Raw genomic sequence first — 25,926 nt, forward strand, 5'->3', positions numbered from 1 at the left:
GGATACATGAGCTTTGAGTTAATACTCATAAGCTTATGTAAAGGAAAGGAAAATGACAATCGAAGCACAAATCGCTCAGTTGCAGCAAGCTGCCGCTGAGCAAACTGATGCCAGTTTAAAACTGGCATCAGATGTCACCGACAGTATCAATGAAATTGATCAGGTCAAGGTCGACATTAATCAAACCCATGAACTCATTAAAAGTAATCACCAAGCCATCAATGACTGGCAAACCAAAACCGGTAAAGTCACCTTAAAAGACTTTAACGGGCAGAGCTATCAGGTGGATACACTGCCAAGCTTGATAGGTGAAGCACAAAAAATTAATCCACACCCAGAGGTGATGAGCAAAGCGCAATTTGATGCGCTGCGTAAATTACGCAAACAACAGTTTGCAGGGAGTGGGTTTGTAGAGTGGGGCCAACACTGGGCAAGTGCGGGGGCACATCGAGTGGTAAACCAGGGAATGTGGGAACAAACCAATGGGGTGTTACACATGGGTATTAACTCTAGCTCTACGGGGCAAGGAGAGTCCACAACCAAGTACCCCATCGCAGTAGTCGATGGTGTAGAGTTACGCTTAGATTACGTTGCGAGAAACACCAACTGGTGTGATATACGATTCCCACCAGCTCCTGATGGCACTAAAACCTATGACTCAGCCACGGGTCAAGTAACGCAGCATGCCAGTGCAGCAGAGGCTTTTGGTGGTGTAATCAAACAAGCCGCATTTAGTGTCGCTTACGATTTACCCGTAACAGCACAGGAGAATAAACCTTGGCATATGCTTTCTAGCCCCTCTCGTGGCACGGCTAGCATTGCTAATGGCAAACTAACGGTTATTGATGATGGCACCGGTGGTGAAGACAAAGTTAACTATGCAAAACAAGACTTTGTTTTAGAGCCAAATACTACGTATAGAGCAACTTATTATTTAGCACAGTATCAACGTAGCGGCGGTGTGTCAGGTATTAACTTTATCCAAAATAGTACAGGCTCTGAAAAGATAAACTTTGTTGAACATGCCACTGGCGACTCGGGTCGTTTTGATGTGGAGTTTACAACGGGTTCTGAGGGCGGCAACTATTATATTGTTTTATATGCAGGTGATAACGGCTTTGCGAGCTACTCGCACGTATCAGTGAGCAAGGTAACTGAGCAGGTCATCACCTCTCGCAAAGACTTGGTGTTTCTTGAGTCATGGCATGAAAAAATCTCAGACAAAGATGTGGTGTACCCCCTTGGCAACGTACAGTTTGGCGCAAGTACCTATCAAGATGTCCCGCTGTTAAATAACCTTGTTGCACAAGGCTACTCAGCGTTTGGCCAGTGGGACCAAAATACCAAAGGGTTTGGCGTTAAATGGTCCACATTGTCAGCGGCCAACCGTTTAAAGTTTTTAAAAAATCCTGAGCACAATATTTACTACGACCCAGAGACTAAGGCCTATTGTCAGGTGAGATATAGGATCCGAGTAGTAGAAGGGCTAGGCGACCAATGGTCATCGTGCCAAGCGCAAAATAAGCCCGGCAATTTATTTGGGTATGAGGCCTCTGCTGGTGAGCATGTTGTTGCCCGAGGTGCAAAATCAGATACATTTTCTGAATACCGTAATGAGTCTAATATGAACACGTCGTTTAGAACTAATGACCCTATCTATGGGCTAGACTCGGTAGGCGCGGGCGAAACGTTTTGGCGTGAAAGAGGGATCGCACTAGGTAAATGTTTTGCTGTGCCAATAGCGTTGGTACAACGTTTAAACCAAGGCGCTTATCATCCAACTTACAACCCGATGGGGACGGGCAAGCGTCGAATTTCAGGTGGATATTATTACCATTGGTTTGAGACACATAACGCTTTAACTGAAATCAGCTCAACATTTGACTGTTTTGATGTGACCGCAAATAACGGTGGCGGCAATATTGGACCAAATTGTGGCTGGGCAAATATTGCTACTGGATCAAGCCACAGTGGACGAGTAGATCAATATGTTTTTTATGACGCTATATACGCAGGTCAAGTGGAAGACTTACGCTTAAATGCCAATAAGTTGGATATAAATCAACTACGAGAAGAGGCGCTTAGTAAAGCGGTGGCGGGTACGTTCAGAGGAAAAGAGAGTGTTCCATTCACCTATTTTGAACATAAATATGGGGTAACGCTCGCAGCCCGTGCATCATACAATGCCGCCAATGCTGGTGGCTCTATAGAATTTGCAATTGATGCGGGCAGTTCACCAATCAATGAGTATTTATCAGATAAAACTAATATTGGATATTATGTTTACAACCAAAGTGGGGCTGCGTTGTATATTCCTCATTTGCCAAATCCTAAAATAAGCTACGTACATTGGCCTTACTCAGGTGGTAGTCAAACAACGTGTTACATCTACTCCACAGAGAATAAAGTCTCACAGTTTAATGCGCTATTTTCAGTAGGTGATGTCCTGCATATAGGTGTGTTGAGGCGTAAGCCCGCACAGTTCGACTCACTCCCATGGGTAGACATAGTCGGTCATCCCGAACGTATTGCGGCAACCTTCCCAGACGGAGTCGTGGGCAAGTGGTTACCAAAGTTACCTGATGACTCATATGGATACCCGCTCAACCGCAAAATGGTAGGCAGTACATTAAATGCCACTTATACGCGTGACTTAGGGGCAAGCTGGACTAACTCAAATGTTGGCTTTGACAGTGTTAAAAATACCAGTTCAGGCAGTTGGAACCCTGATATTGTCGCATTACTTAGCTATCAAGTATTTGCCAATAACACGCAGGCGCAAAGCTTAAAGCCCGTGATAGGTGATGTAGGTAATGTTTATGCAACACAAGCCCATCGTATCGACTATGGTAATCGCCTACAACATAGCTTGAATAACACCGTTGGTACAAGGGCGGATAGTCCACACTTTCAAGAAGAGCTTGTAGTGACCAAAATAGGCAAACACTATCCGTCAAGCAAACTTACTTGGACCAACAGAGCTGGTGATGAGCCAAGGCATGTGCCGCTTAGTCTAGACAGTCAAGAAGAGCCATCCAGTGCAATTAAAACCTTAAGCACCCTTGTTGAAAAAGATGGTCTGCTGTACTTGCAGTTTAACGGTGTTGAATTGAAATATCATAAACAGCAAGTCGTAGACATGTCTGAAAGCTCAACAGAACCGAAAACAGAATATGGTGTTTATCGTGTGATTGATGGCCCACTCAAAGGTAAGTTACTAAAACGAATACACAGCACTGCAACCGCTGTACCTTTCAATGATGCAGATTGGTCAATTGACGAAGTTGGTTTTAAATATCAAACCAATACGGAGTATTCATTTAAGTTTTTCACCGATAGCTTTGACTGGGGTGACGACCAAACCATCCCAATTATCGACGGTGAAAACATCAAAACAGATTTAAACGGCAACACGGTTAAAGTGTTTTGCCATCACACACAACTTCCGCTGGGTATCGCCAGCCACTAAGGACAATTTAATGGAACAAACAAACGATCTGACTGCAACAGCGGTCGAGGCAACTGTGTCTGAAAATCAACAAACAGAGCAGCAAGTATCATCAAGCGACGCTGCTTTTGAGGTTGAGGCAACTTTCGAACTGCCACAAGTGAGCTATGAAGATGTACTGACTAAAATTGCTCTTCGTCATCCCGAGGAGCAGGTCGAACAGGCGTTGCAACTAGCCATCGAGCAGGAACAAGCAGCTTATACAGCGGCTTATCAGCAATGGGAGCTGGATGTGGTTGAGGCGCAAGAAAAGCGTCAACAAGCACTAGCACACAATGCCAGTCTAGATGAGGGTAGCGAAGGCGAGGTGATGGACGTGCCAGAGCTGCCAGAGGCGCCACAAATAGATATGTCTCGTCGTCGTGCGTGCTACCGAAAAGAGTATGTGGAAGTAGACTTAGCGCTGAGCACAGAGCAAGCACCTGCTCGCACCGAGTATGATGATGAAGCCTGTGTAACGCGCTTTTACCCAGCAACAGAAGCACACTCAGCAGAACAAATTGCTAAGGTACAGCGAGCGCGTTTTAAAAACTCACGCAGCGCATTACTTGCAGAGCAAACGGTTGAGGTTGACGGCCTAGTATTTGATGCCGATGAGCTGAGTCAACAGCGTATGGCACGCATGCTATTGGTGATGGCAGATGAAGACAGCACATCATGGGTGTTGGCAAACAACGAGGTTGTCCAAGTTAGCAAAGCGCAGCTATTTAGTGCATGCAAACTTGCATCAGAGCAACAAACAGCGCTGTGGATTGGCGAATAACGCATATAAAACCACGATGACAAACCCGCTTCGGCGGGTTTTTTTGTGTTTGTTACCGACTGATTTATAACATTTATAGGAGTATAGGGTGGCTATATTAACCCGCGCTGGGCGCATAGAACTGGCCAATGCTATCAAGCAAAAATCTATTTATTTAGCCTGGGGACAAGGCGCAATTGAGTGGGATACACAGCTGCCGTCTGAGCCAAGTTCCAGTACTGAACTCACCTCAATTCTTGGTTATCGTAAAGCCACACGCGTGCTTTACTGTGACGCGGATGAACAGGGTGAAATACAAGTACCCAATGGCCGTTACAAAATTGTGGCGGGCCCAACCCCACACTTATATTGCCAGTTTAATTATGACTTTAACGATGGCCTATCAAAATCCATCCGTGAACTGGGTTTGATGGTAGGCACTAAGCCTAAAGCAAGCACTCCCTCAGGGCAATTATATTTTCAGCCAGAAGACATTGAACAAAAAGGCACTCTGCTGCTGTTAGAGCACCGCCCTGCGATCTATCGAGACCAAGGGGTGCGCGAGTCTTTTGAATTTGTAATAAGCTTCTAAGGGAGCATTATGCAAGAACATATATACAATCAAATTGTTACAGAGCATCCAGATGTTTATCAGACATTCGATGCCTCGAAACAATACGAGCAAATACTATTTCGCGCTGGCAAAGGACTACAAAGCCGTGAGTTGAATGATGTGCAATGTCAGGTTAGTCACCAAGTAAAAGGCGTGGCGGATGCATTGCTTAAAGATGGTGATATTGTCGCAGGTGGCGGGGTGAGAATTGAAGCTCAGCAGGCACGTGTTGCGGCGGCGTCGGTATACATTCGCGGTGCGGTACGTCAGTTACCAGAGCGATCATTTGACTTTGACACCAGTGGTGATGCCATCATTGGCGTGTTGCTAGATAGTGAGGTAATCACCGAACTTACGGATGGTGAGCTGCGAGACCCCGCGGGTGGTAACTCCCCAATGCTATCGCAAAACTATAATGAAGCGGGTGCTGCACGGCTAAAAGTGAGTGCGCGTTGGGGCTTGCTAACACAGACGCAAAGTACGAGTACAGAGTTCTACCCTGTGTATCAAATTAATCAGGGGGTGCTGGTTATCAAAGAAGCGCCACCAGAACAAGATTCGATCACACGTGCGTTGGCGCGCTATGATAGAGAGTCAAATGGCGGCAACTATGTGGTAGAAGGGTTAGGCCTACACTACATTAAAACCGAAGCAAGTAAGCAGCACTTTAGCTTACAAGCGGGTAAAGCGCATATTGCAGGTTATGAGTTAAGTTACGCGGCGGCGATACCTGTTGTATTTCCATTTGACCCTGATGTACAAAGCATCAAGACTGAAAAGGCTGAGTTGAGTGATACACAAGATGCCAGCTCGCCAATTAAGTTTGATTATCCACCAGTTAAAGATATTGAACGTGTCTATGCGGTGGTGCGTAAAGTGGCAATGCTTACGCGTAGCGATCAGTTACAAGATAGTTTTCCAAACACCAGTGTTGATACCGTAGAGCTGATTTCTTATCAGGGTAAAACTTATGTGGAGCATGATGACTACGAGTTTGAAGGCAATCACATTGTTTGGAAGCTCAATGGTGAACGTCCACCGGTAGGGAGTAGCTATCAGGTTACATACACCTATGGCACCAGTGTTCCAGTCACATTCAACAGTACCCACTACAGCATTGATAAGTCCTTTATTGAAAATGGCAATGAAGTGCTACCCGATCAAATTCGTGTTGACTATCTACGATATTCCCCACGCATTGATTTGATAGTTTTAAATACACAAGGGCAGGTTAAACGCATCAAAGGGGCCTCTGTACTTGAGTATCCTGAGCCACCTCATGTGCCCGAGCAACATTTACCCTTGGCGTACGTTTATCAATACTGGGGCGAATCGGTGCCGCGAGTGGAGTCGGTTGCCATTCATTCTTTGAGCATGTTGGACTTACAAAACATGCAAAGGCAGATAGGTGACTTGTACCAGCTGCTTGCAATTGAACGACTACGCAATGACGCCAACAGCCAAGACCCTGCCAGTAAATATGGCGTGTTTGTAGACCCTTTCTTAGATGATGATTTACGAGACCAAGGGCGAGAGCAAAGTGCCGCTATCATTGATGGTGAGCTAACACTGCCGGTAGAGGCAGTAGTTAGTACGCTGAACGCCAATCAACCCGAGCTACTGCCCTATGAACTTGAGGATGTGCTAACACAGCCCAAGCGCACGGGTCAGATGAAAGTTAACCCTTATCAAGCGTTTGAACCTGCTCCCGCGCAAGTTACTCTGTCGCCAAATGTGGATCACTGGACAGTCACCAATGTCCGCTGGAGTAGCCCAATTACTCGACGCTTTACTCGCGGCGGTGGTCGAATTCGTAGCATTAATACTCGTGTTGAAACGCAAAGAGTCGGGGTGCGAACCCAGCAAGCAGAATTTTTACGACCGCGAACAGTACAGTTTTCTATCTCAGGCTTTGGTCCAGGGGAAGTGCTTGAATCTGTACTGTTTGATGGCATTGCACTAAGTGCGGAGGAAATCTAATGATTCAAGCTGATGCAAATGGTCGCCTCACGGGGCGTTTTACAATTCCCCCCCAAAGCGAAGTACAGATACCTGCGGGGGTGAAATCGGTTGTTTTTCAAGGTAAAGGTGGCTCAATGGGCGCGGCCAGTTACACCGGCAGTGGTCAGATCCGCACAGAAACGTTGGCGCAGGTCACGACCATTACTACCCGACGTTTTGACCCTCTGGCACAAACCTTCACCTTAGTGCAAAGCCGCTATATTGCCGCGGTTGAGCTGTTTTTTACCGCTAAGGGTGATGAGTCGGTACAGGTACAAATCCGTGAGGTGGTACAAGGTATTCCAACGCAAACGGTACTGGCCCAAAGCGCTGTTGAAAGTAGTGAGATCTCATTGACCGAGGCGACGTTATTTAGCTTTTCGCCAGTTTTGTTACAGGCGGGGCAAGAATACGCCATTGTGGTACTCACCGATGGAGCCGCACATGAAGTGGCCATCGCTGAGCTTGGAAAATTTGACCAACAACACGGTTGGGTAACCAGCCAGCCATATCAAGTGGGTGTGTTGTTGTCATCAAGTAATGCCAGCACTTGGACGCCACATCAGGAAAAAGACCTGACTTTTAATCTTAAGGCCGCCAAGTTTACCAGCACACAGCGTATCGTTGATTTGGGTGACTTTCCTGTCACTCAAGCCTCCGACTTAATGGCGCTTGCTGTTGTGCAAAGACCGAGTTCAGATACATCAGTGAGCTTTGACATCATTGGTACGGGTACTCAAAGCGGCGATAACTTCACCTTGCAAAATATTCAAGAGTGGACGCCACAGCGCCTCGCCAAGAAGTTTAACGGCAGTGTTAACGTGAGCGCGACATTATCGGGGTCAAGCACGCTTAGCCCAGTGTTGTTTGCGGGGAGTCAGTGTGCGGTTGGTGAGGTCAAACACAGTGCTGATTATATCAGTCGTCAGATTAGTTACCGCGTGGGTGGCCGTTTTACTGTGAGCTTTGAAGCGGTACTACAAGAAGGTGCAAGCATCGAAGTACAACTTGAACAGGATGACGGGAGTTGGTTGAGTGTGCCTTTGAGTGTGCAGCACAGCAGTGGTGACGGCTGGCAACAGTATGATTATGTGCATAGCTTTGCAGTGCCCTCAGATCAGGACCCTGACTCAAAAGGCACTCGGGTTAAGCTGCTACTCAGTGGCACAACGGCCAACCGCCCTCGAGTTAAGAATCTACGCGCATTTTCAACCTAAGGAGCGAAGATGACAGTTGAAATTAATACGCCCCACCGCGCCTACCCGCTGCCACATCAAAGCAATTTACTCGAACAGGATGTTTTAAGGCTGATAAGCGCCATTGTCAAAATTGATGAGGATATGGCTGAGCAACTACAGGCCATCACATCGCAACAACAGGCTTTAGGCACACAGCAGCAAAAGTTTGAGCAACACAAAAGCGATAGCGCCGAGGCTTTGGCGGCAATCATACAGACTATGAGTGAGCAGCGCGCTGAACACTCAGAACTTCACCGCAAGCAAAAAATCAATCACCTACTAGGTGAGTCTTTATACCCACTCTAAGAGGACATTATGGCAACCATCAATAACGCCATTCAGGAAATGGTCGACCATTTAGTGACCAAAATGCGCAGCAATGAAAAGCTCAGCGCAGAAGAGCAAACCTTAGTCAGCAATGCCATTCAAAAGCTCTCTAGCAGCGCTAATTTAGAGGCCGCCCTAGTGGCGGTGGCAGAAGAGCATTTGGATGACGCGACGGATACGATTAATAATGCCAGTGACTTGGTTAAAGAACTACAAGCTAAACTGCTTGAGCAAAGTGCGCATTTGAGCTTGCTACCGGGCCTTGAGGCCAAGTTTAATGAAATTACTGCAAACCTTGTGGCCAATGTTGAGCAAAGCTTAAGTAATTTACCAGATAGGCTGATAGACCCCACATACCGTCTTGGTGAACCAGAGTTTAGGCTGGATTACTACGATAATACCGCAGCAGAAATCGCCAGTGGTAACCAAGCTTACGGAGCATGTCATGTGCTTAGCATGGCGAATTATGATGCTGGTACCTTCAGTGTGTATTACGACGCGGGGACTCGAGTGGGCAGTTCTAACCCAGCCGCGATTGTAACAATTGACGCCAATGGGGATGTCGCAAAAGCTACAAGGATCCCTGCGCTAGTGCCATCGGATGGTACTGCGCAAATAGGCATGTTTGTATTACCAGATAACAACACCACCTTGTTTAGCTATACAGCCAGTTCTAACCAGTTAACAACTTACAAGGCGGGGAGTTTTACCGTTGAGTCGCTACAAGAACTAGACTATTTTAAGCTATATCAAGACAAAGACAGCAAAAAGTTATATTCGGTAGATGCGGGCATCTTACATGAGTTTGATGGGGTGAACTGGGTACAAAAGGTTGCACAAACCTTTGTCAGTGAAAGCGCATTTGAGAGCTGGGCCATCAGTAATGGTTTATTTCCACTGCATACGCAAACCATCACACCCACAAGTGTCCAGCAATTAATTAATGCGCAAACAGGTTATAGTACAACGCTTTCTGCGTTACCTGTGACAAGGCCACCTAATCGAAAAGAGCTGGCGGTTCACAATAACGAATATCATGATATGCCCGTCATTACACAGCAGAACTTGGTTCGTTATAACGAAGGTGTGGTTAGTGGGCAATCAGCAAATTATGCTATTACTAGGAGCTTTAAAGGTAGGGTTCACTTGCCCGCGCTTGGGAGTGTTATTCGGGCAACGTTGGAGTCTGTGTCTCCAAGTAATAGCGCTGGTACAACCGCCGGATATCACGGACACGGTCATCCACAATTTATCGCCTACTCACCCATTCATAATGCTTTACTGGTGTATCAGTACTTTCAGTTTTATTACAGTGGGAGCAACCTAAAATCCGATTCATTGTCACGCGTTTATTTTGCTTAAGGAGCTATGATGTTTAACTGGTGTAATCAAAAACAAGCCATAAAATTAAATGGCACTTATTTACTCACTCACCCAGAATCTGGACAGCGCTGGGAGTCCAAAGAACAAGCACAGCTTTGGTATTCACAATATCAAGCTGAGCAACAGCAAAAGGCACTCGCAGAACAGTCGCAACAGCCGGCATTAGTCGACGTTCAACTGCAATCTGTTGCAGGGGCAATTAAAGTGCCCAGTGATCTTATATCACGACAGGCGATAAAAATTACCGTGGAGGAGGGGCAAAATGTTACCTTGAGCGGTCAATTGGACATTTCCGATGAATCATTTTTGTTGCCTGTGTTGCGTGATGATGGTCGTCGAATTTATTTTCCAATTGAAGTAAGTGGTGGTCAGTTTAGTGCGGCTTTTAACTTTCCTACGTCTGGTCGCTTTGAAGTATTCCCTGCGCTATTAAATGAAGAGTTTATGGAGCCACGGTTTAGCATCAGCCATATTACATTTTATGTAGTGCGAGCGACGCAAGCTGCCAGTTAGCTTGGGTGAATGTGATACTGATTTTTAGAACCGGACAGCATTGACCTGTTTTAAGTCAAAAAAATCAGTAAGATACACCTATGCTGATTAATCAACTCAGTTAAGAGTGAGTCGTTACTTGGCAAACACAGTCCCAACTTGCCCTAAAAGCCTGCTCATTTGAGCAGGCTTTTTTATTACATGTTACATAGCTAGCGGCTGCTATAATGCAGTCTCTAGCTATTTAACATTGCGGCCCAACAAAAGAATGGGCTGCTTTGGTTGAATCATATAAAAGCCTCTCTCAACTGTTTCGCTAAACCTTTAGAAGGTAAAGAAGCATTATGTTAGATGTTTTAAGGCGCTTGATGAGTGCCTAAGTCTAAACCTTAACAACAGGACAGCATTGACCTGTTTTAAGTCCGAAAAATCGGTAAGATACACCTATGCTGATTAATCAACTCAATCAAGAGTGATTCGTTACTTAGCAAACACAGACCCATTTTGCATTAAAAGCCTGCTTATTTGAGCAGGCTTTTTTTATGGGTAAAGTTTTATATGTTACACACACATATCAATCATGGGTTGTTTGCTTTAAAACAAAAATGAACGTGATATGAAACTTTTTTGATAGGTGCTTACCTAAACCCATACGGTGGTAAATAAGCACGTGTGAAAAAGTGTTAAAACGCTCGGTGAGTGCCTTAGTCTAAATCATTATCATAGGGCAGCATTGACCTGTTTTAAATCATAAAAATCAGTAAGATACACATACACTGAATGATTAACCAAATGCTTCAATATAGCGTTTGGTTGCAACAAGCTCCATTATCCAAGCAAATTGGCCTGCACTTCGGTGCAGGCTTTTTTTATGGGCCTCAGAGGTACTTTATGCGCGTTTTTAATTTATTAGATATGTCCAAGGTGCCATTACCTGACACCATTACCGAGCTGGATTTTGAACAAACGCTGTCACAGCTCAAAGAGCGGCTATTATCCCATTACCCTCAGTATGCGGAAGCACTAAGCTTCGAGTCTGAGCCAATGCAAGTCATGTTAGAAATGATGGCCTATCAACAGCTATTGTTTGACGGCAAACTCAATGACGCCATCAAAGGTAATATGTTGGCCAGTGCCACAGGTAATGACCTAGATGCAATCGCCGCACGCTACAACTTAGCGCGCCAAGACAGTGAAACGGATGAGCGGTTTAAACGCCGCATACAAATGGTATTTGAGGGATTAAACACCGCAGGGAGCAAACAAGCCTATCAGTTTCATGCTCTCTCAGCGGATGCAAGAGTCAAGGATGTTTATGTAACGAGCCCCGAACCTTGTGATATTCACCTAACCATTTTAAGCCATGAACAAAATGGCGAGCCATCAGATGAGTTGCTCAACACGCTACGTAATCACTTCGGGTTAGATGCGGATGGCAGTATAAGCAAGCATGCTTCTAAAGTCAGACCGCTCGGTGACAGGCTAACCATAACAGGCCCCACAGTTAAGCCATTCACGCTTGATGTCGCTCTCGAAATTGCGCCAGGTCCTGCGGCATCCGTTGTTGAACAGACTGTTAAAGCGGCACTGAGCCAATACCTCACTCAGCAAAGTTTGTTGGGTAGAGATATTAGCCAGATGGGACTGTTTGCAGCGCTTAATCAGCCAGGTGTTGAAAGCGGTCGCATCATACACCCCAATGCAGACATTCATATTGCTGCCAATGAGGTGGCGGTGTGTACGGGGATCACGGTGAGTTCGACGGTTATTGAGGGGGAGTAATGGACAATTTTGACAACTTGCCAAAGTTATTGCCAAGCAGTGCCAGTCAACTATTACAGGCTTTAACTCAGTTATTGACCTATCCAGATAAAACTCAGTTACTCCATGATATTTGGCATCCACAAAAATGCCCAGCACAGCTACTACCTTGGTTAGCTTGGTCGCTGTCGGTGGATGACTGGAATGACGCGTGGAGTGAGAAAAATAAACGCCAAGTCATCGCTGATGCGTTTGAAGTACACCGTTATAAGGCTACACCTTATGCGCTCAAAAAAGCATTGGATAGCTTAGGGATTGAAACACAAATTCAAGAGTGGTGGCAAAGTGAGGGAGCCAAGCGCGGCACGGTGATAGTGCATGCGTTGGTGAACCAGAACTTGGATACCAATGAGCAGGGACTGCTCACCAAAGCCATGTTGGAGCAGGTAAAGCGCATTGTTGATACGGCAAAGCGCGCCGCTGTGCATGTTGAAGTTCAACTTGGCATTGCTTTAAAAGAATCATTTGGAACTGGGTTGTTTAGTGGTGCAGGGATTGGACTCGCCAGCAAGGATGGGGCGTTTACAGGCGTTCACCCAGATAGCATTAGCGTTAACACAGGTGCACTTATAGCGAGCAAAAATGGTGTTGCAGGTGTTGATAAGCAGGCTCAGTTTCAAGGGGTTACACCTGAGGCTTGTGCTGCCTCAATAGCCAGCACACTGGCAAGCAAAACAGGTGTTGGGAGCATAGACCTACTAGGGCAACTTTGCGGTATTACTCCTGAACAAACTTATGGAAAAGCAGCTGCGGCATTGGCAGGAAAAAGTGGTGTGGCAGGATGTGAACATCGGGCCAATTGGTTGGGGATAGCGCCCAATTCAGCAGCAATTTCTCAAGGGATTTCGGCGCTTGTAACGCGCATTCAATTTAACCATTTAACCTTACAAGGAGCGACCTAATGTCAGCACTAACCTTGCAGTTTACGCAAGCAGGTCTTGATGCCTTGCTCAGTGCGACGCAGCGTGGATTCAAAGGCAAAATCAGTCACATGGCCTTTGGTGATGCAGCTTATACGCCCAGTAAAACACAAACCGCACTTAAAGGCGAAAAAGAGCGGGTAGCCATTGTTGATACGGACTACAGCGACGGTGAAAGCAGCAGCTTAAAAATCGCCGCTAAATTCGATGCGCCTTTGGAATACGCAATTCGCGAAATTGGGGTGTTCATTGAGTCACCTGATTATAGCGGTGAAGGTGAGCCCGAACTCATTTTGCTTGGTGTTTACTCTCAGGAAAACACCACTTTAGGTTATCGCACCCCAGATGTAAAAGTGTTGCAGTGGCTAACCTTGTCACTGGCACAAATTCCATCAGACAGTGTGGAAGTCAAAGTGGGCGTAGATAACCTCAATATCATCGTGGACAGAGAGCTTGCCGATATGGCGTTGGTACAGCTTAACACCATGCAACGTCAAATCGAACAAGAGCTGCGTTTAGTGGCTTTAGAGCAAGCTCAATAACTTAGGAGTGATTATGTCAGAACAAGATAAAACCATGACGCAGCGCTTAACCGATGTGGTAACCGCTGCCGATAGTTTGACCCAAACTGTGCAAAACCAAATTGGGCAAATTAATAGTACCGTTAGTGCCAAGATGAGTGAGGTGGATTCAGCGGTTACACAAGCAAATCAAGACATTGATAAAGCCATATTGGAGCTTGGGAATAGTCATGCAAATCAGGTTATAAGTTACTATGATCGTATTCAGCACTCGAAAGCATCGCTTGCACCTGAAATTGACCCTCAAGATGAAACGCAAACTAAATGGCAAAAAGTACCCGTTACCAATAAAGGTTACCATATTTACCCAAGGCCACTCGCATTAACGAAAGTACATACAATCAATGCATATCGCAGCTATCCTGGATATTACGAGTCGCCAGAGAAATACGTAAATGATTGGTCAGTCACTTACATTGAGTTTATTGTTGCAAATTCAGAAGCCACAAGTGAACAAATAGATCAAGAAATAGCTGCCAGAAACCTTACGGTGCATAATGTTGGGAGTTGGTCGAGCTGTGCCAGAGTATATGACACTAATGCTATTAAGATCGCAGGACTGCATCCGTATAGTCAACTATTTGTTAGGTTCAAAAACTACGTGGTACCAGATAAAAGAGCGGAAGGTGTTGAGCCTCAGAATATTCTTGAATTTGGCGGAAACAGCTATTTCTCAATTGACCGTGTAGTTAATTATCCTGGAATTGACGCTTAGGGGGCGCTATGGAATATCAACCTTTATCACCAGAAACTTTGCTAGAGCTAGAAAAGCAAGTCACGCGTGGAAAAATTAAAATCAACGTCGCTGATCACGAGTCGCTATTAGGCACTGTGTCAGACACATGCCACATTCTATTAGTGGAATTTGCAAAACTGACCACCAAACTTGCATCAGCAACTTCACTGGAAGAAGTAAAAAGTGCAGCAACACAAGCAAACAGTCTAGTTGGTCACATTACTACGAAAGTAGATGAAGGCTCACTGACGTTTCCTTACCAACAAAAGGGTATGGAAAATGTACTACAAGAGATTGAAGGTCGTGCCATGGGGGTCAGTGAAGTACTGTCCAAGTCTGCAAAGTAAGCCTTAACCTTCTTCGGGCACATCGTCCGCCATTAATCACACAGCCTCTCTTTTTGGGGAGTGCTGAGCTTTTTATCAGAGAATCACTATGAATCATCGCAGTACCCTAGTTGAAAAGGTGCTTGAGTACCTGAGCTCTGGATTACAAGGTGTGGCACAGGTTGGATTAATAAAACCGACAATGCCTTATCCAGACTTAACGCAGGTGGCGCAGCTGTGTGTCACACTGGTATCAGAACGTCAAGCCAGTGAGTTGCAAAGTACTGGAAGCACCTCAGGTGTTACCTATGGGCCTACGTCGAATAAGAACTTAAGCCCTAATCCACTCGACAGACGAGTGTTAAAGTTGCAACTAGATATCGAAGCCGAAGATGCCGATAGCATCGCGCTACTGACTCGTTTAGACGGGGTGATAGATAGCAGTGAAGCACTGATGCAGGCAGACGGTGTGCCCGTTCCTTGGCAGCATTTTGTTGCTAAAGACGCAGAGTTTGCATTCACCAAGCAAAGCGAAACCATGATAGGTAAAGCCAAGCTGATTTGGGAGTTCTACTATCAGTATGAACCACCTGAAGAAGCGCCTGGTCCTGTGATCACCGATGTATATTTAGGGCCGCAAGGCGGTGAACACCGCCACGTGGCTACTGTCAATGCTGAAGGTGAAGTGGTCATCGCGGAGGTTGAAAATGCTGGCTAATCCTTTGCAAAGTAATCTAGCACAGTCTGATATGCAAAGCCGTTTGGCTAAGCTTATCTCACTTGGCACTGTGAATGAGGTGGATTACGAAACGGCCAAAGTACGCGTAAAAATCGGTGACTGGCTCACAACGTGGTTGCCTTGGCTTACCAATCAAGCATTTAACGATATGACGTGGCAGGCCCCGGAAGTGGGGGAGCAGGTTGTTGTATTGGCACCATGCGGTGACTTAGCGCAAGGCGTGGTGCTTGGCAGCTTGTATCAAAATGGCCATAACCTTGAAAGCGTGGCCAATGATGTGGGCAAGGAAGAGCGTGTGGATGTACAGCGCACCAAATATCAGGATGGTTCTTTGGTGGAATATAACCGTAAAACGCACCAATACCTGATAGATGTGAAGCAAGATTCGGCTGTTATCAAACTTAAGTCTGCCAAAGACATTATTCTAGAATGTGATAACGACTTAAATATCACAGTGGGCAACAACGCCACTATTAATGTCGCTGGCGATGCCACAGTCAATGGCGATAAGAACATCTCAGTTACGGCCGCTGACAACCTGAGCCTAAAGGGTAAAACCGTTGCAGTTGAAGCAACCGGTGGTGATCTTAAGGTTAAGGCATCAGGTACGTTGAAGCTTAACGGCAGCACAATCAGTGCTCAGGAGTAAGGTATGCCAGCAATCTCCGTCGATGCACACATAACTGACCTACATGCTGGTTTTTTACCTGGCACTATCAGTGCCTCACAAACCAGCTTTACAGTGGCGGGAAAACCTGTACTGCGTCAGGGCGATTCAATCAGCACGCATAACTTAGGTGCAGACCCCAAAGTAAAACATGTTGGCGCAACGGTCTCAGCGGGCGCGGGGAGCTTTACCATCGCGGGCAAAGCGGTTGCTCGTCTTGGCGACTCTACCAGCTGCGGCGGTACAATCGCGCTGGGTGTGGCGAGTTTTACCGTGGGTGGTTAACGCAAAAAGGTTACAAAATGATAGGTATGAACGCACAAACTGGTCGCCCCTTATCTGGGGTTGAGCATTTAAAACAAAGTATTCGAGACATAGTCACAACACCACTTGGTAGTCGCGTCATGCGGCGTGATTATGGGTGTGGTTTATTCGATTTACTCGACAGTCCATTTTCTAGTTCTTTGGTGGGGGATATCACTCTGGCTATTTCAGAGGGACTAGAAAAGTGGGAACCGCGCTTTCGTCTTGAATCGGTTGCCGTGCACCCAGCAGGCAGCGGAAAATTGTCCATAGATATTAATGGCTTGTATCTAATTAATGGCGAGCCAGTAATCATTGAAGGCATACAGGTGTAACAACACAAACACAAATTTTTTTAAATCTTAAAACCACGCTTTGCGTGGTTTTTTTGTTTCTAACTGACATACCCTTGAAGGAGAATCATATGTCACAATTTCTACATGGTGTAGAGGTGATCGAGGCGCAATCAGGCACTCGTCCAATCAAAACAGTAAAAAGCTCAGTAATTGGCTTAGTCGGTACAGCGCCTTTCGCTGACGAAGAAGCGTTTCCACTTAATACACCTGTATTAATTGCAGGTAAGCGTGCAGAAGCAGCCAAATTAGTAAGCCCAGACAACGCTGATTTCGCAGCGCGCCTAGCGACATTGCGCTCAGAAGCAGAAGCGGATGCTGTGGCTGCTCACACAGCAGCAAACGACGGCGTGGCACCAACGGCAGATGAGCTTGCTGCAATTAAAGCAAAAGTTGAGAAAACAGTTACTGACGTTGAGTATGGCCTTAAGGGTTCACTAGTGCCTGCGATTGACGGTATTTTTGACCAAGTTGGTGCGGTGGTTATCGTGGTACGTGTTGCTGATGGTGACGAAGCGACTGTGACTAACAACATTATTGGCGGTGTTGATAGCGAAGGCGCATACACAGGTATGCAAGCATTCCTAGGTGCTGAGTCGGTAGTTGGCGTAGCGCCACGTATTCTAATTGCACCAGGTTATACGCATCAGAAAAATGGTACAGAGAAAAACCCTGTTGTTACTGACATGGTGGGTATCGCAGAGCGTTTACGCGCAGTGATCATCGCTGACGGCCCAAGCACAGATGACAATGCTGCTAAAGCATACCGTAAAGACTTCGGCTCTCGCCGTGTATTTGTAGTTGACCCAGCGGTTAGAGTATTCCGTGACGGTCAATCAGTAGTTGAGCCTGCCAGTTCACGTGTTGCCGGTATGATTGCAAAATCAGACAACGACCGTGGCTTCTGGTGGAGCCCAAGTAATACCAACATGAATGGTATCGTTGCGACAGAACGTCCAATTGACTTCCAGCTAGGTGATCCAAACGCTCGCGCTAACTTACTGAACGAAAACGAAGTTGCGACAATTATCCGTCAAAATGGCTTTAAGCTATGGGGTAACCGCACATGTTCTGATGACCCTAAATGGGCATTCCTATCAGTGGTTCGTACAGCGGACATGATCAACGACTCACTACTACGTGCTCACATGTGGGCAGTAGACCGCAACATCACTAAAACTTACATCGAAGATGTGACGCAAAGCGTACAGTCTTACCTTGATAGCTTAAAAGCGCAGGGTGCGATTATCGGCGGTCAAATCTGGGCTGATGCAGACTTGAACACACCTGAAAACATTCAGGCAGGTAAAGTTTACTTTAGCTTCGACTTTACACCACCAACACCGGCTGAGCATATCACCTTCAAGAGCATTCTTACCAACAACTACCTAGAGGAAATCGTATAATGGCAATGTCTCCTAAAATCTTAAAAAAATTCAAGCTATTCGTTGATGGTAAAGGTTACCTAGGCATCGCTGACGAAATCACGTTACCAAAAGTAACGGTGAAAACACGTGAAGTCACTTCAGGTTTCCAAGCGCCAATCGAGCTTGATGTAGGCCAGCTAGAAAAGCTTGAAGGCTCAGTAACACTGCTTGAGTACAACGCTGACATGATGAAGCTACTAGGTGACTGGAGTGGTAAAACTACACCACTAACAGCACGTGGTGCGATTCAAGCACAAGGCGAAGAGCCGGTTCCAGTTAAAGTAACGCTTGAAGGATTCTTTAAAGAAGTTGACATGGGTAACTGGAAAGACGGTGAAGAAGCGAAGTTAACGCTTCAGTACGCTGTTCAAAAATACAAGTTAGAAATTGGTCAGGATGTTATCTATGACATCGACCTACAGAACGACACTCGTATTATCAACGGTAAAGATCAAATGGCACTGCTACGTGCTGCAATTGGAGCATAATAAGTTATGACAGATATCATTAAACTGAACTTCCCAGTCACGGTCGATGCGCATGAGTATGCAGAACTAACGATGAGACGACCAAAAGTACGTGATCGTTTAATGGTGGACAAAACAGATTTGAGTGAATCAGAGAGCGAAATTCGCTACTTCTCAAATTTGTGTGAAGTTTCTCCAGACGTGATTGAAGAGCTTGATTGGAGCGACTTTGTCAAGTTGCGAGAAAAGCTACAGGCTTTTCTCGTATCCCGCCCAAGCGCTTAAAAGCCATGGTTATTGCCCTCGCTAAATATACTGGGTGGGGCTTAAACGAGTTAAACGCGCTGACCGAACCTGAGCTATGCGAATGGTTCGAGGCAGCCGTTGATTACAAACAATCCACAGAGGCAGGGTAACCCCTGCCTTTTTTGTACAGCAAATAACATTGTTGAGTGTTATTTGCTGTACAAAACACAAACACCACGCCTGTCACTGCACCGCCAACCCTCCTTTGGTCATCAACGCAGCGTTATCACAGGCACATCGCTCACTTCTATGTATTCTCAGGTATTGCTATGACATTTGTGGATCCTTCTGATCAAAATCGCACCACACAACAGGGTGCATCTACTGTGCAGGGAACTGCTGACAATAAAGTGAAAAATAAGCTGCCAAAAATTCAGCCATATGAAGATATTAGCGTTAGTGCCGAATTACTTGGACAGGTGATGCAACAGCTGCAATCACACGCTTTGGCATTTGACACTAAACCACTTGAAGCATTACTGAGTTTGCTTGCCAAATTCAATGTGAATGAACTGATGGCAAGTCACTTTGCTGATTTGCGAAGCCATTTGTTGGACCTCAATAGCAGTTTGCAAATGCAAACGAGCCAGAGCTTAGAAATAGCCAGTGGTTCTGCGCCAGCTGCTTCAACGTCAGCACCAGATAGTGCTGGCGTTGATAAGAGTTTGCTTACGATTGAAGACTCATCACTGCGCCAGCTAGACGCGCAAAGTGTCATGAGTGAAAGCCTAGTATCTGTGCAGTCCAGCACTCAAGGCTTGCTCAATGCAATCGATGTAGAATCTTTGGATGACAGCCTAACATCGCTTGACTGGTCAATTGGTGCTGTGACTAATTCAATCGAGGCGCTTACTAGTGAGTTGCCAAACAGTGTTGAAGTTGGCGTAAGCAATGCGATACGAGAGTTGCTAAATACTGTTGCTAATTTAAAGGTAAAAGGCGTTAGCACACAGAACGTAAAGAATGTTACGAACAACACGGCGTACGCTGGTAAAAAAGCGCCAAAGCAGCAAAAGGCAAACTACAAAAAGCAACCGTTAGACAAGCTTCAATCGCAACCGCCTTCAGCGAATAAGTTGATAGCCAAAACACCAGCCAACCCGACTCTTAAAAAGAACAAAAAGTCTAAAGCCCGCGCTGCAACGAGCGACAAAGCGTTTGACAAAAAACAGCGTGCGACTAAAAGGCATGCTTCAGAACAGGCACAAAATTCAGATTCAAAAAAGCGAGCACCTATAAACCTGCCTGATGTGGGTCAGCTAAATGTGCAAAGCGCTGTTGAAGGCGATCTGGCTTCGATTGTAGATATTGCGCCACAACTTTTAAAAGCGGTTAATCTTGAAGGCGCTGCAAAGGCGATGACTCAGGCCATGCCTGCGCTGAAGCAGTTAAATTTACAAGGCATCGCATCGGGAGATTTATCTTCGATATTGGATGCAGGCCCTGATTTACTCAAGGCGATAAATCTTGAGGGTCCAGCCAACGCGCTACAAACCGCGATGCCGGGCTTAAAGCAATTGGACTTACAAGGCATTGCTTCGGGAGATTTATCTACGGTATTGGATGCAGGCCCCGATTTACTCAAGGCGATGAACCTAGAGGGTCCTGCCAACGCGCTACAAACCGCGATGCCGGGCTTAAAGCAATTGGACTTACAAGGTATTGCCTCGGGAGATTTATCTACGGTATTGGATGCAGGCCCTGATTTACTCAAGGCGATGAACCTAGAGGGTCCTGCCAACGCGCTACAAACCGCGATGCCGGGCTTAAAGCAATTGGATTTACAAGGTATTGCTTCGGGAGATTTATCAACGGTATTGGATGCAGGCCCCAATTTACTCAAGGCGATAAACCTAGAGGGGCCTGCCAACGCGTTACAAACCGCCATGCCGCTCTTAAAGCAATTGGACTTACAAGGCATCGCATCGGGAGATTTATCAACGGTATTGGATGCAGGCCCCGATTTACTCAAGGCGATGAACCTTGAGGGTCCTGCCAACGCGTTACAAACCGCCATGCCGCTCTTAAAGCAATTGGACTTACAAGGCATCGCATCGGGAGATTTATCTTCGGTATTGGATGCAGGCCCCAATTTACTCAAGGCGATGAACCTTGAGGGTCCTGCCAACGCGTTACAAACCGCGATGCCGGGCTTAAAGCAGCTAGACATCAAGGGGATTATGGATGGTGATCTACAGTCCATGGTCAAGGCTGGTCCTGATCTACTTAAGTCGTTTGGTTTCAACGATGCTGCTGCGGCATTTGAAGAACACTCATCGGCAATAGGCAAGTTAGACTTCAAAGGCATTCTCAATGGTGATTTGTCTTCCATCGGGGATGCAGCGTCAGACTTCTTTGAATTTGCAGAACCAGAAGATGCGCTTGATGAGGCGCCTGAACAAGAGAAAGACCAGCAGAAAAAGCGCAATAAACGACGTAATAAGAAGGGTAAAAAAGCTAAGCGAAGAGGGGCGAAAAGCCGTCAATCGCAACCGCGTAGCAACACTCAACCATGGGTGAAGGATGCTCAGGATGACACGGATAAGGGTCAGCCTAATAAGCGCAAAGGCAAGCAAGCAAAACCTGCGTTAAAGGTATTGGATGGCGGTCGTAAAGATAGCCCTAAACAAGGTGCTGCGACTAACAAACCTAAATCTGTGAACGCTGCAAAACTGGGTAAAGGCATAGCCGCAAATGACCCAACCTTTGGCAGCAGCTCACGTGCAAAACCTAAAATGAGTGGCTTCTTCAAAGGGCTCATGAAAAACCCGCTCGCCAAAACGCTAGGCCGATTTACCGGCCCACTTAGAACCATTATGAGTGCGGCGGATATTGGTGGTACTTTGGCGGATGACAGTCTCAGTAAACGAGAAAAGTCTAAGCAGATAGGTACGGCAGCAGGTGGCGCTGGGGGCGCGCTTGCAGGTGCTGCGGCAGGGGCGGCGATTGGCTCAATCATCCCAGGTGTTGGCACGCTGATAGGTGGCGCGATAGGCGGAGCAATTGGTTCGTTTGGTGGTGAGTCGTTAGGGGGCTTCTTAGGCGACTGGTTTGGCAGCTCTTTGGAAGACTCGGTTGATGAAAACAATGCCACGCAACAGGGCAATGCAACAACCCAGTCTTTAAATATCGCCAATGTAGATGCGTCTTTAGGTGGTGCGGCTAATGACCCAAGTTATGAGCAAGGTGACTCGTTTAAAGCCTTGGCGAGTGATAGCTCATCCGGTGCTAAGGCACAACAGCAGCAGGCAGGTCACAAATCATCTTCAGCACAGTCACTTGATGAGCAAAAAGCAGATGCTTTGGTGACTAATCCAAGTGAGCTGAATACGCTTGCACAAACAGCGGGCAGCGACAAATCATCCGCACAGCATGTTAATAGCAGCGTTACCGTTAATGCCAATATTACAGTTAATGCAACGCCTGAGATGTCGGCATTGGATATTGCTGAACAAATCAAGCTGGTTCTTGAGGAAAAACAACAGCAAGCACAGCGTGATATGCGCTTGCGATATATTGATGAGGTAGCTTAATGGCTAAAGTAAGTCACGCGTCGCACATGATGCAGCTGGGAGACTACAAGTTTTCTGTGAGCAGTGCGGCGTTTAGCAAATTATCTTACGCAACGGAGTATCGTTGGAAGAACCAAGATTCTCAAACGGAAGGTAACAGCCCAGTCCAGCAGTTTGTTGGGGTGGGGGCACAAACTATCACACTTGATGGCACGATTTATCCTCAACTTGTCAAAGATGGATTGAGTCAGGTTGATAATATGAGAGCAGAAGCGGCGAAGGGCAAGCCGCTGACACTTGGTTATGTCAAAGTTAATGGTAAGTCAGATGCCTCCGTTGGCAGGATTTTAGGGAAGTGGATTATTAAATCCATCAATGAAGAGCGTTCACTGTTTCTCAATGATGGTATTCCTAGAGAGATCCAATTTCAAATGACCTTAGAGCGTTACGACGGCAATACCAAATAAGGAGAAGAGCAATGAGCGGGGTAACTTATATTACACGTGATGGTGATTGCTTAGACAATATCTGCTGGCACCACTATGGCCGCAGCAGCACGATGGTTGAAATGGTGCTTGAAGCGAACCATGGTTTGGCTGAGTTGGGTGCTATTTACCCAGAGAACATCGCGATATTTCTTCCTGAAGTAATTGAAAAACCAGTGCAACAGAACATTATCAACATTTGGGACTGAGGAGTTAATCATGGATATTCAACCTCAGTTTTCCATTAAAACTAATGGAAAAGAGGTCGCTCAGCGCCTGATCGACCGTGTTGTTAACGTCACAGTCAAGCTGAAAACCGGTTTGGTGAGTGATAGTTGCTATGTACGCTTTGACAACTTGGAAGTCGCGCCAATTCAGCAGCCCAAGCCGACCGACATTGTTGAAATAGCGATGGGCTATAAAGAGGGTAATGAAGACAAAAGTGCGACTTTACACCCACTTGGAAAGTTTGAAGTGGGAGAATTCAGCCTGTCAGGTCCTGTACGTTCATTGGAATTATTTGGCAACAAACTGTTGTGGCACACTACACTGAAAGCTCCGAAACAACGTTCCTGGCCTGAGGATCCTAAAAAGCCCAAAAAATTGGGTGAACTGGTATCCGATATTGCTGGCGAATATGGTCTTGAGGCCAAAGTGGGTGATGCCTTTACCAATATTGAGCTACCACATATTGAACAAAATGAAAGTGATGCTCAGTTATTAACGTCGCTTGCAGAGCAATTTGATGCCATCTTAAAAATCTCCCATGACAAACTGATTTTCATGGCCAGAGGTACTGGACGCTCGTTATCCGGTCAAGCCTTAAAAGAAGTTGAACTCCACACGAGCGACATCTTGCTCTGGCGCTATGACAAAGACGCCTGTCGAAAGGTAGGCGATGTGACAGCTTTTTATTACGACATTGACACCGCACTAAAGGTGCCTGTGAAGGTAGGTAGTGACGGTCCAAGTGTTGTATTACCTTATGTATACCCAGATGAAGCTACCGCAACACGCTATGCTAAAGCCAAACATAACCGCCTAAAACGCGCCAGCACCAGTATTCACATCTCTTGCATTGGTAATGCGCAAATTGTTGCCGGTGCCGTTGTCAAAATAACCAATACTAAAAGCGACTTAGATGGCAGCTGGTTTGTCAGTGAAGTTGAGCATTGTATTAATAAGCAAGGTTTTCGCTCGCATTTGGTTTGTGAGCAACTGGCTTAACACAATGCCTTGCTGATCATAAGCAGCAGCAACTTCAAAAACAAAAATTAAACACTGCGAACTGCTCGCTTTTTGCGCGGCTCGTATGTGTAACCCCCTTCTAAAATCCTACCAACGATTCCTTTCTCCAACTAAGGCCACCCTGTACACTACGTGCAGGCTCTGGCCTCCTTCCTAATAAATCAAGTCTATATACTTTCGCATTTATCTTTATTGTCATTAATGAAAGCGATACACATATCAGAAAATACGCCTGTGGCTACTTTTTCATTATCTACATGGAATGAAAAAGCATGAGGCCACCATATCCCATCTATTTTCTTATAATCTGACTCAATACCAATATTGGAGTTATCGTAAAAGAGCCGCAATATTTTTTGTTTGTGTTGGTCAACTAGAATACTAAATGGGGCGATGCCAGAGGACTCAACCCGATAAATATATTGATGTGGTGAAGTTTCATTATACTGTCTATATAAGCGTGTATCGTCTTTTTTGAATAAATCTAAAAAATTAAGTCGTAATGACCTCAGTTCTTTGGCAATTTCTTGCTCGCTCATTTTAACTTTTCGCTGGGTATGTAGGTCAGTTTTTATACCTGTTTTATTACCTAAGTCATATTGAGTGTTATCTCTTAGGATCTTTAGGCGAAACGGTTGGTAATTAACCCGCACATGTTGTTTAGTGGTGTTATCTTTTCTGTGTAGTGTGAGCGTGTAAGTAAATTCAGTAATGGCTTTTAAAGTATTTACATCAGCTAAAAGATTTAACTTTTTAGGTGCAAAGTGCGCATTGTACCACTGCTTTGGAAATGCCTGCTCGGTACTGACTCTGTGAATATTAAACAGCGCGAAACCAGGTTCTGGACGTTCACTACTGAAGTATAACCATTTCCCATCGGGAGAGAACTGTGGGCTGATCTCATGAAACTGAGAATTGACACCTGCTAATAGCTTGATAGGAGAGCTCCATTGCCCCGATATCAATCGGCTGGCATAAATATCTGCTTGTGGTGACGTTTTTGATATTTGCCAAAATACCGCTACCTTTGCGTCCGGTGAAAAGGTCAAGTCACTGCGCATCTCAATATCATCCTGTCTCGGGATAGCATCCCACAGAGTCACATCTTGGTGTGTTTTTCTGTCTGACATAAGTGCATAGTGACGATCATGCCGTCTGGAGAAATACAATCTTCCTTGATGTAGCTCTGGGCCGAATTCATCGTCTTTGGAATTAATATGTGTGTTCAAAGGAGTGACTTCAGTAGCTTGCCCATTCATTAACGTCGCATGCCAAATATTGTAGTCTCTGCTATTGCCCTTATTTTGCATAGGTTTGTCTGAAATGAAATAAATTTTGTGGCTGTTTGGCACATACATGGGATCTGAGTATTTAAATTCAGTGGGGCCAAGGTTTATCTTCCTTGGGGTGGTATAACTGTTGTCTTGGTGCTGGTATTCCCAAACTTTGGCATTCTCAAAATCTCGGTCTGAGCGTGCTAATAGAACACGTCCAAATTTGGGGTGAAAATTGAGATTATATTCACTTTTTGTGCTGGATAGTGACGTGATGAGTTCAGCGTTCGCAGAAAGAGCGACACATAAGGCGGTCAGTCCCCCGACAATGATTTTCATAGTTGTTGTTCCTCTAAACACAGTACATGTTAGTAGCGAGCTAAATAGGACGATGTTGATGAAGACCTTGAAACACGATAACTTCTTTCAAACAATGTGGCTTACGTGACCTGAACAG

At 45.8% G+C, this 25,926-nt stretch carries 25 protein-coding genes; 24 read left to right on the forward strand and 1 reads right to left on the reverse strand.

The window, feature by feature from the left end:
- The first annotated feature begins 52 nt into the window (after positions 1-52).
- The 24 genes from BET10_RS08785 to BET10_RS08900 all read left to right on the forward strand — a co-directional run bounded on the left by BET10_RS08785 (position 53) and on the right by BET10_RS08900 (position 24,174).
- Positions 53-3,469, forward strand: coding sequence for a hypothetical protein (locus BET10_RS08785; protein ID WP_070985035.1), 3,417 nt, complete (start codon positions 53-55; stop codon positions 3,467-3,469).
- Positions 3,470-3,479: 10 nt separating this feature from the next.
- Positions 3,480-4,271 (forward strand): DUF4376 domain-containing protein, encoded by a 792-nt coding sequence (locus tag BET10_RS08790; RefSeq protein WP_070985037.1) that lies wholly within the window; start codon positions 3,480-3,482, stop codon positions 4,269-4,271.
- A gap of 88 nt (positions 4,272-4,359) precedes the next feature.
- Complete coding sequence (locus tag BET10_RS08795) at positions 4,360-4,842, forward strand: hypothetical protein (RefSeq protein WP_070985039.1); 483 nt, start codon at positions 4,360-4,362, stop codon at positions 4,840-4,842.
- A 9-nt stretch (positions 4,843-4,851) separates the two neighbouring features.
- A complete protein-coding gene (locus BET10_RS08800) occupies positions 4,852-6,843 on the forward strand; it encodes a DUF4815 domain-containing protein (RefSeq protein WP_070985042.1) in 1,992 nt (663 codons plus the stop codon).
- Positions 6,843-8,081, forward strand: coding sequence for a hypothetical protein (locus BET10_RS08805; protein ID WP_070985044.1), 1,239 nt, complete (start codon positions 6,843-6,845; stop codon positions 8,079-8,081). The genes BET10_RS08800 and BET10_RS08805 overlap by 1 nt, the downstream gene beginning before the upstream one ends.
- 9 nt (positions 8,082-8,090) lie before the next feature.
- A complete protein-coding gene (locus tag BET10_RS08810; RefSeq protein WP_070985047.1) occupies positions 8,091-8,408 on the forward strand; it encodes a hypothetical protein in 318 nt (105 codons plus the stop codon).
- A gap of 9 nt (positions 8,409-8,417) precedes the next feature.
- On the forward strand, positions 8,418-9,791 hold the full coding sequence (locus tag BET10_RS08815; RefSeq protein ID WP_070985049.1) for a hypothetical protein: 1,374 nt from the start codon (positions 8,418-8,420) through the stop codon (positions 9,789-9,791).
- 9 nt (positions 9,792-9,800) lie between these two features.
- Positions 9,801-10,325, forward strand: coding sequence for a hypothetical protein (locus BET10_RS08820; RefSeq protein WP_070985050.1), 525 nt, complete (start codon positions 9,801-9,803; stop codon positions 10,323-10,325).
- Between the two features lie 870 nt (positions 10,326-11,195).
- Positions 11,196-12,086 (forward strand): baseplate assembly protein, encoded by an 891-nt coding sequence (locus tag BET10_RS08825; protein ID WP_070985596.1) that lies wholly within the window; start codon positions 11,196-11,198, stop codon positions 12,084-12,086.
- Positions 12,086-13,027 carry a phage tail protein I gene (locus tag BET10_RS08830; protein WP_070985053.1) on the forward strand — a complete coding sequence of 314 codons (942 nt, stop codon included), beginning with the start codon at positions 12,086-12,088 and terminating at the stop codon, positions 13,025-13,027. The genes BET10_RS08825 and BET10_RS08830 overlap by 1 nt, the downstream gene beginning before the upstream one ends.
- Entirely contained in the window at positions 13,027-13,587 is a 561-nt protein-coding gene (locus tag BET10_RS08835; RefSeq protein ID WP_070985056.1) for a phage tail-collar fiber domain-containing protein, read from the forward strand. Before BET10_RS08830 ends, BET10_RS08835 begins: the two co-directional genes overlap by 1 nt.
- Before the next feature lie 13 nt (positions 13,588-13,600).
- Positions 13,601-14,341, forward strand: coding sequence for a hypothetical protein (locus BET10_RS08840; protein WP_070985057.1), 741 nt, complete (start codon positions 13,601-13,603; stop codon positions 14,339-14,341).
- A gap of 8 nt (positions 14,342-14,349) precedes the next feature.
- Entirely contained in the window at positions 14,350-14,709 is a 360-nt protein-coding gene (locus tag BET10_RS08845; protein WP_070985059.1) for a hypothetical protein, read from the forward strand.
- Positions 14,710-14,797: 88 nt separating this feature from the next.
- Positions 14,798-15,406, forward strand: a complete 609-nt coding sequence (locus tag BET10_RS08850; RefSeq protein WP_070985060.1) for a hypothetical protein — start codon at positions 14,798-14,800, stop codon at positions 15,404-15,406.
- Positions 15,396-16,076 carry a phage baseplate assembly protein V gene (locus tag BET10_RS08855; RefSeq protein ID WP_070985061.1) on the forward strand — a complete coding sequence of 227 codons (681 nt, stop codon included), beginning with the start codon at positions 15,396-15,398 and terminating at the stop codon, positions 16,074-16,076. The genes BET10_RS08850 and BET10_RS08855 overlap by 11 nt, the downstream gene beginning before the upstream one ends.
- A gap of 3 nt (positions 16,077-16,079) precedes the next feature.
- Positions 16,080-16,379: a PAAR domain-containing protein gene (locus tag BET10_RS08860; protein ID WP_070985062.1), complete on the forward strand. Its 300-nt coding sequence runs from the start codon at positions 16,080-16,082 to the stop codon at positions 16,377-16,379.
- Positions 16,380-16,396: 17 nt separating this feature from the next.
- A complete protein-coding gene (locus tag BET10_RS08865; protein ID WP_070985064.1) occupies positions 16,397-16,732 on the forward strand; it encodes a GPW/gp25 family protein in 336 nt (111 codons plus the stop codon).
- Between the two features lie 89 nt (positions 16,733-16,821).
- On the forward strand, positions 16,822-18,156 hold the full coding sequence (locus BET10_RS08870) for a phage tail sheath subtilisin-like domain-containing protein (RefSeq protein ID WP_070985066.1): 1,335 nt from the start codon (positions 16,822-16,824) through the stop codon (positions 18,154-18,156).
- Positions 18,156-18,665 carry a phage major tail tube protein gene (locus BET10_RS08875; RefSeq protein ID WP_083330482.1) on the forward strand — a complete coding sequence of 170 codons (510 nt, stop codon included), beginning with the start codon at positions 18,156-18,158 and terminating at the stop codon, positions 18,663-18,665. Before BET10_RS08870 ends, BET10_RS08875 begins: the two co-directional genes overlap by 1 nt.
- Positions 18,666-18,671: 6 nt before the next feature.
- Positions 18,672-18,929: a phage tail assembly protein gene (locus tag BET10_RS08880; RefSeq protein ID WP_070985068.1), complete on the forward strand. Its 258-nt coding sequence runs from the start codon at positions 18,672-18,674 to the stop codon at positions 18,927-18,929.
- 290 nt (positions 18,930-19,219) lie between these two features.
- Complete coding sequence (locus tag BET10_RS08885; protein ID WP_070985072.1) at positions 19,220-22,483, forward strand: hypothetical protein; 3,264 nt, start codon at positions 19,220-19,222, stop codon at positions 22,481-22,483.
- A complete protein-coding gene (locus BET10_RS08890; protein ID WP_070985077.1) occupies positions 22,483-22,929 on the forward strand; it encodes a phage tail protein in 447 nt (148 codons plus the stop codon). The genes BET10_RS08885 and BET10_RS08890 overlap by 1 nt, the downstream gene beginning before the upstream one ends.
- Positions 22,930-22,940: 11 nt before the next feature.
- Positions 22,941-23,156, forward strand: a complete 216-nt coding sequence (locus BET10_RS08895) for a tail protein X (protein WP_070985079.1) — start codon at positions 22,941-22,943, stop codon at positions 23,154-23,156.
- A 10-nt stretch (positions 23,157-23,166) separates the two neighbouring features.
- On the forward strand, positions 23,167-24,174 hold the full coding sequence (locus tag BET10_RS08900; RefSeq protein WP_070985082.1) for a phage late control D family protein: 1,008 nt from the start codon (positions 23,167-23,169) through the stop codon (positions 24,172-24,174).
- Positions 24,175-24,362: 188 nt separating this feature from the next.
- Here the strand turns inward: BET10_RS08900 and BET10_RS08905 are convergent, their stop codons facing one another.
- Positions 24,363-25,808, reverse strand: coding sequence for a PD40 domain-containing protein (locus BET10_RS08905; protein ID WP_070985084.1), 1,446 nt, complete (start codon positions 25,806-25,808; stop codon positions 24,363-24,365).
- Positions 25,809-25,926: the final 118 nt, after the last annotated feature.

The organism is Pseudoalteromonas amylolytica (assembly GCF_001854605.1).
In the GTDB taxonomy this organism is placed as follows: Bacteria; Pseudomonadota; Gammaproteobacteria; order Enterobacterales; family Alteromonadaceae; genus Pseudoalteromonas; species Pseudoalteromonas amylolytica.

Excerpts from the sequence above, each read along its gene's own strand:
- BET10_RS08785 (WP_070985035.1), top strand. The coding sequence starts at position 53 with ATGACAATCGAAGCACAAATCGCTCAGTTGCAGCAAGCTGCCGCTGAG.
- BET10_RS08790 (WP_070985037.1), top strand. The coding sequence starts at position 3,480 with ATGGAACAAACAAACGATCTGACTGCAACAGCGGTCGAGGCAACTGTG.
- BET10_RS08800 (WP_070985042.1), top strand. The coding sequence starts at position 4,852 with ATGCAAGAACATATATACAATCAAATTGTTACAGAGCATCCAGATGTT.
- BET10_RS08805 (WP_070985044.1), top strand. The coding sequence starts at position 6,843 with ATGATTCAAGCTGATGCAAATGGTCGCCTCACGGGGCGTTTTACAATT.
- BET10_RS08810 (WP_070985047.1), top strand. The coding sequence starts at position 8,091 with ATGACAGTTGAAATTAATACGCCCCACCGCGCCTACCCGCTGCCACAT.
- BET10_RS08815 (WP_070985049.1), top strand. The coding sequence starts at position 8,418 with ATGGCAACCATCAATAACGCCATTCAGGAAATGGTCGACCATTTAGTG.
- BET10_RS08820 (WP_070985050.1), top strand. The coding sequence starts at position 9,801 with ATGTTTAACTGGTGTAATCAAAAACAAGCCATAAAATTAAATGGCACT.
- BET10_RS08825 (WP_070985596.1), top strand. The coding sequence starts at position 11,196 with ATGCGCGTTTTTAATTTATTAGATATGTCCAAGGTGCCATTACCTGAC.
- BET10_RS08830 (WP_070985053.1), top strand. The coding sequence starts at position 12,086 with ATGGACAATTTTGACAACTTGCCAAAGTTATTGCCAAGCAGTGCCAGT.
- BET10_RS08835 (WP_070985056.1), top strand. The coding sequence starts at position 13,027 with ATGTCAGCACTAACCTTGCAGTTTACGCAAGCAGGTCTTGATGCCTTG.
- BET10_RS08840 (WP_070985057.1), top strand. The coding sequence starts at position 13,601 with ATGTCAGAACAAGATAAAACCATGACGCAGCGCTTAACCGATGTGGTA.
- BET10_RS08845 (WP_070985059.1), top strand. The coding sequence starts at position 14,350 with ATGGAATATCAACCTTTATCACCAGAAACTTTGCTAGAGCTAGAAAAG.
- BET10_RS08850 (WP_070985060.1), top strand. The coding sequence starts at position 14,798 with ATGAATCATCGCAGTACCCTAGTTGAAAAGGTGCTTGAGTACCTGAGC.
- BET10_RS08855 (WP_070985061.1), top strand. The coding sequence starts at position 15,396 with ATGCTGGCTAATCCTTTGCAAAGTAATCTAGCACAGTCTGATATGCAA.
- BET10_RS08860 (WP_070985062.1), top strand. The coding sequence starts at position 16,080 with ATGCCAGCAATCTCCGTCGATGCACACATAACTGACCTACATGCTGGT.
- BET10_RS08865 (WP_070985064.1), top strand. The coding sequence starts at position 16,397 with ATGATAGGTATGAACGCACAAACTGGTCGCCCCTTATCTGGGGTTGAG.
- BET10_RS08870 (WP_070985066.1), top strand. The coding sequence starts at position 16,822 with ATGTCACAATTTCTACATGGTGTAGAGGTGATCGAGGCGCAATCAGGC.
- BET10_RS08875 (WP_083330482.1), top strand. The coding sequence starts at position 18,156 with ATGGCAATGTCTCCTAAAATCTTAAAAAAATTCAAGCTATTCGTTGAT.
- BET10_RS08880 (WP_070985068.1), top strand. The coding sequence starts at position 18,672 with ATGACAGATATCATTAAACTGAACTTCCCAGTCACGGTCGATGCGCAT.
- BET10_RS08885 (WP_070985072.1), top strand. The coding sequence starts at position 19,220 with ATGACATTTGTGGATCCTTCTGATCAAAATCGCACCACACAACAGGGT.
- BET10_RS08890 (WP_070985077.1), top strand. The coding sequence starts at position 22,483 with ATGGCTAAAGTAAGTCACGCGTCGCACATGATGCAGCTGGGAGACTAC.
- BET10_RS08895 (WP_070985079.1), top strand. The coding sequence starts at position 22,941 with ATGAGCGGGGTAACTTATATTACACGTGATGGTGATTGCTTAGACAAT.
- BET10_RS08900 (WP_070985082.1), top strand. The coding sequence starts at position 23,167 with ATGGATATTCAACCTCAGTTTTCCATTAAAACTAATGGAAAAGAGGTC.
- BET10_RS08905 (WP_070985084.1), bottom strand. The coding sequence starts at position 25,808 with ATGAAAATCATTGTCGGGGGACTGACCGCCTTATGTGTCGCTCTTTCT.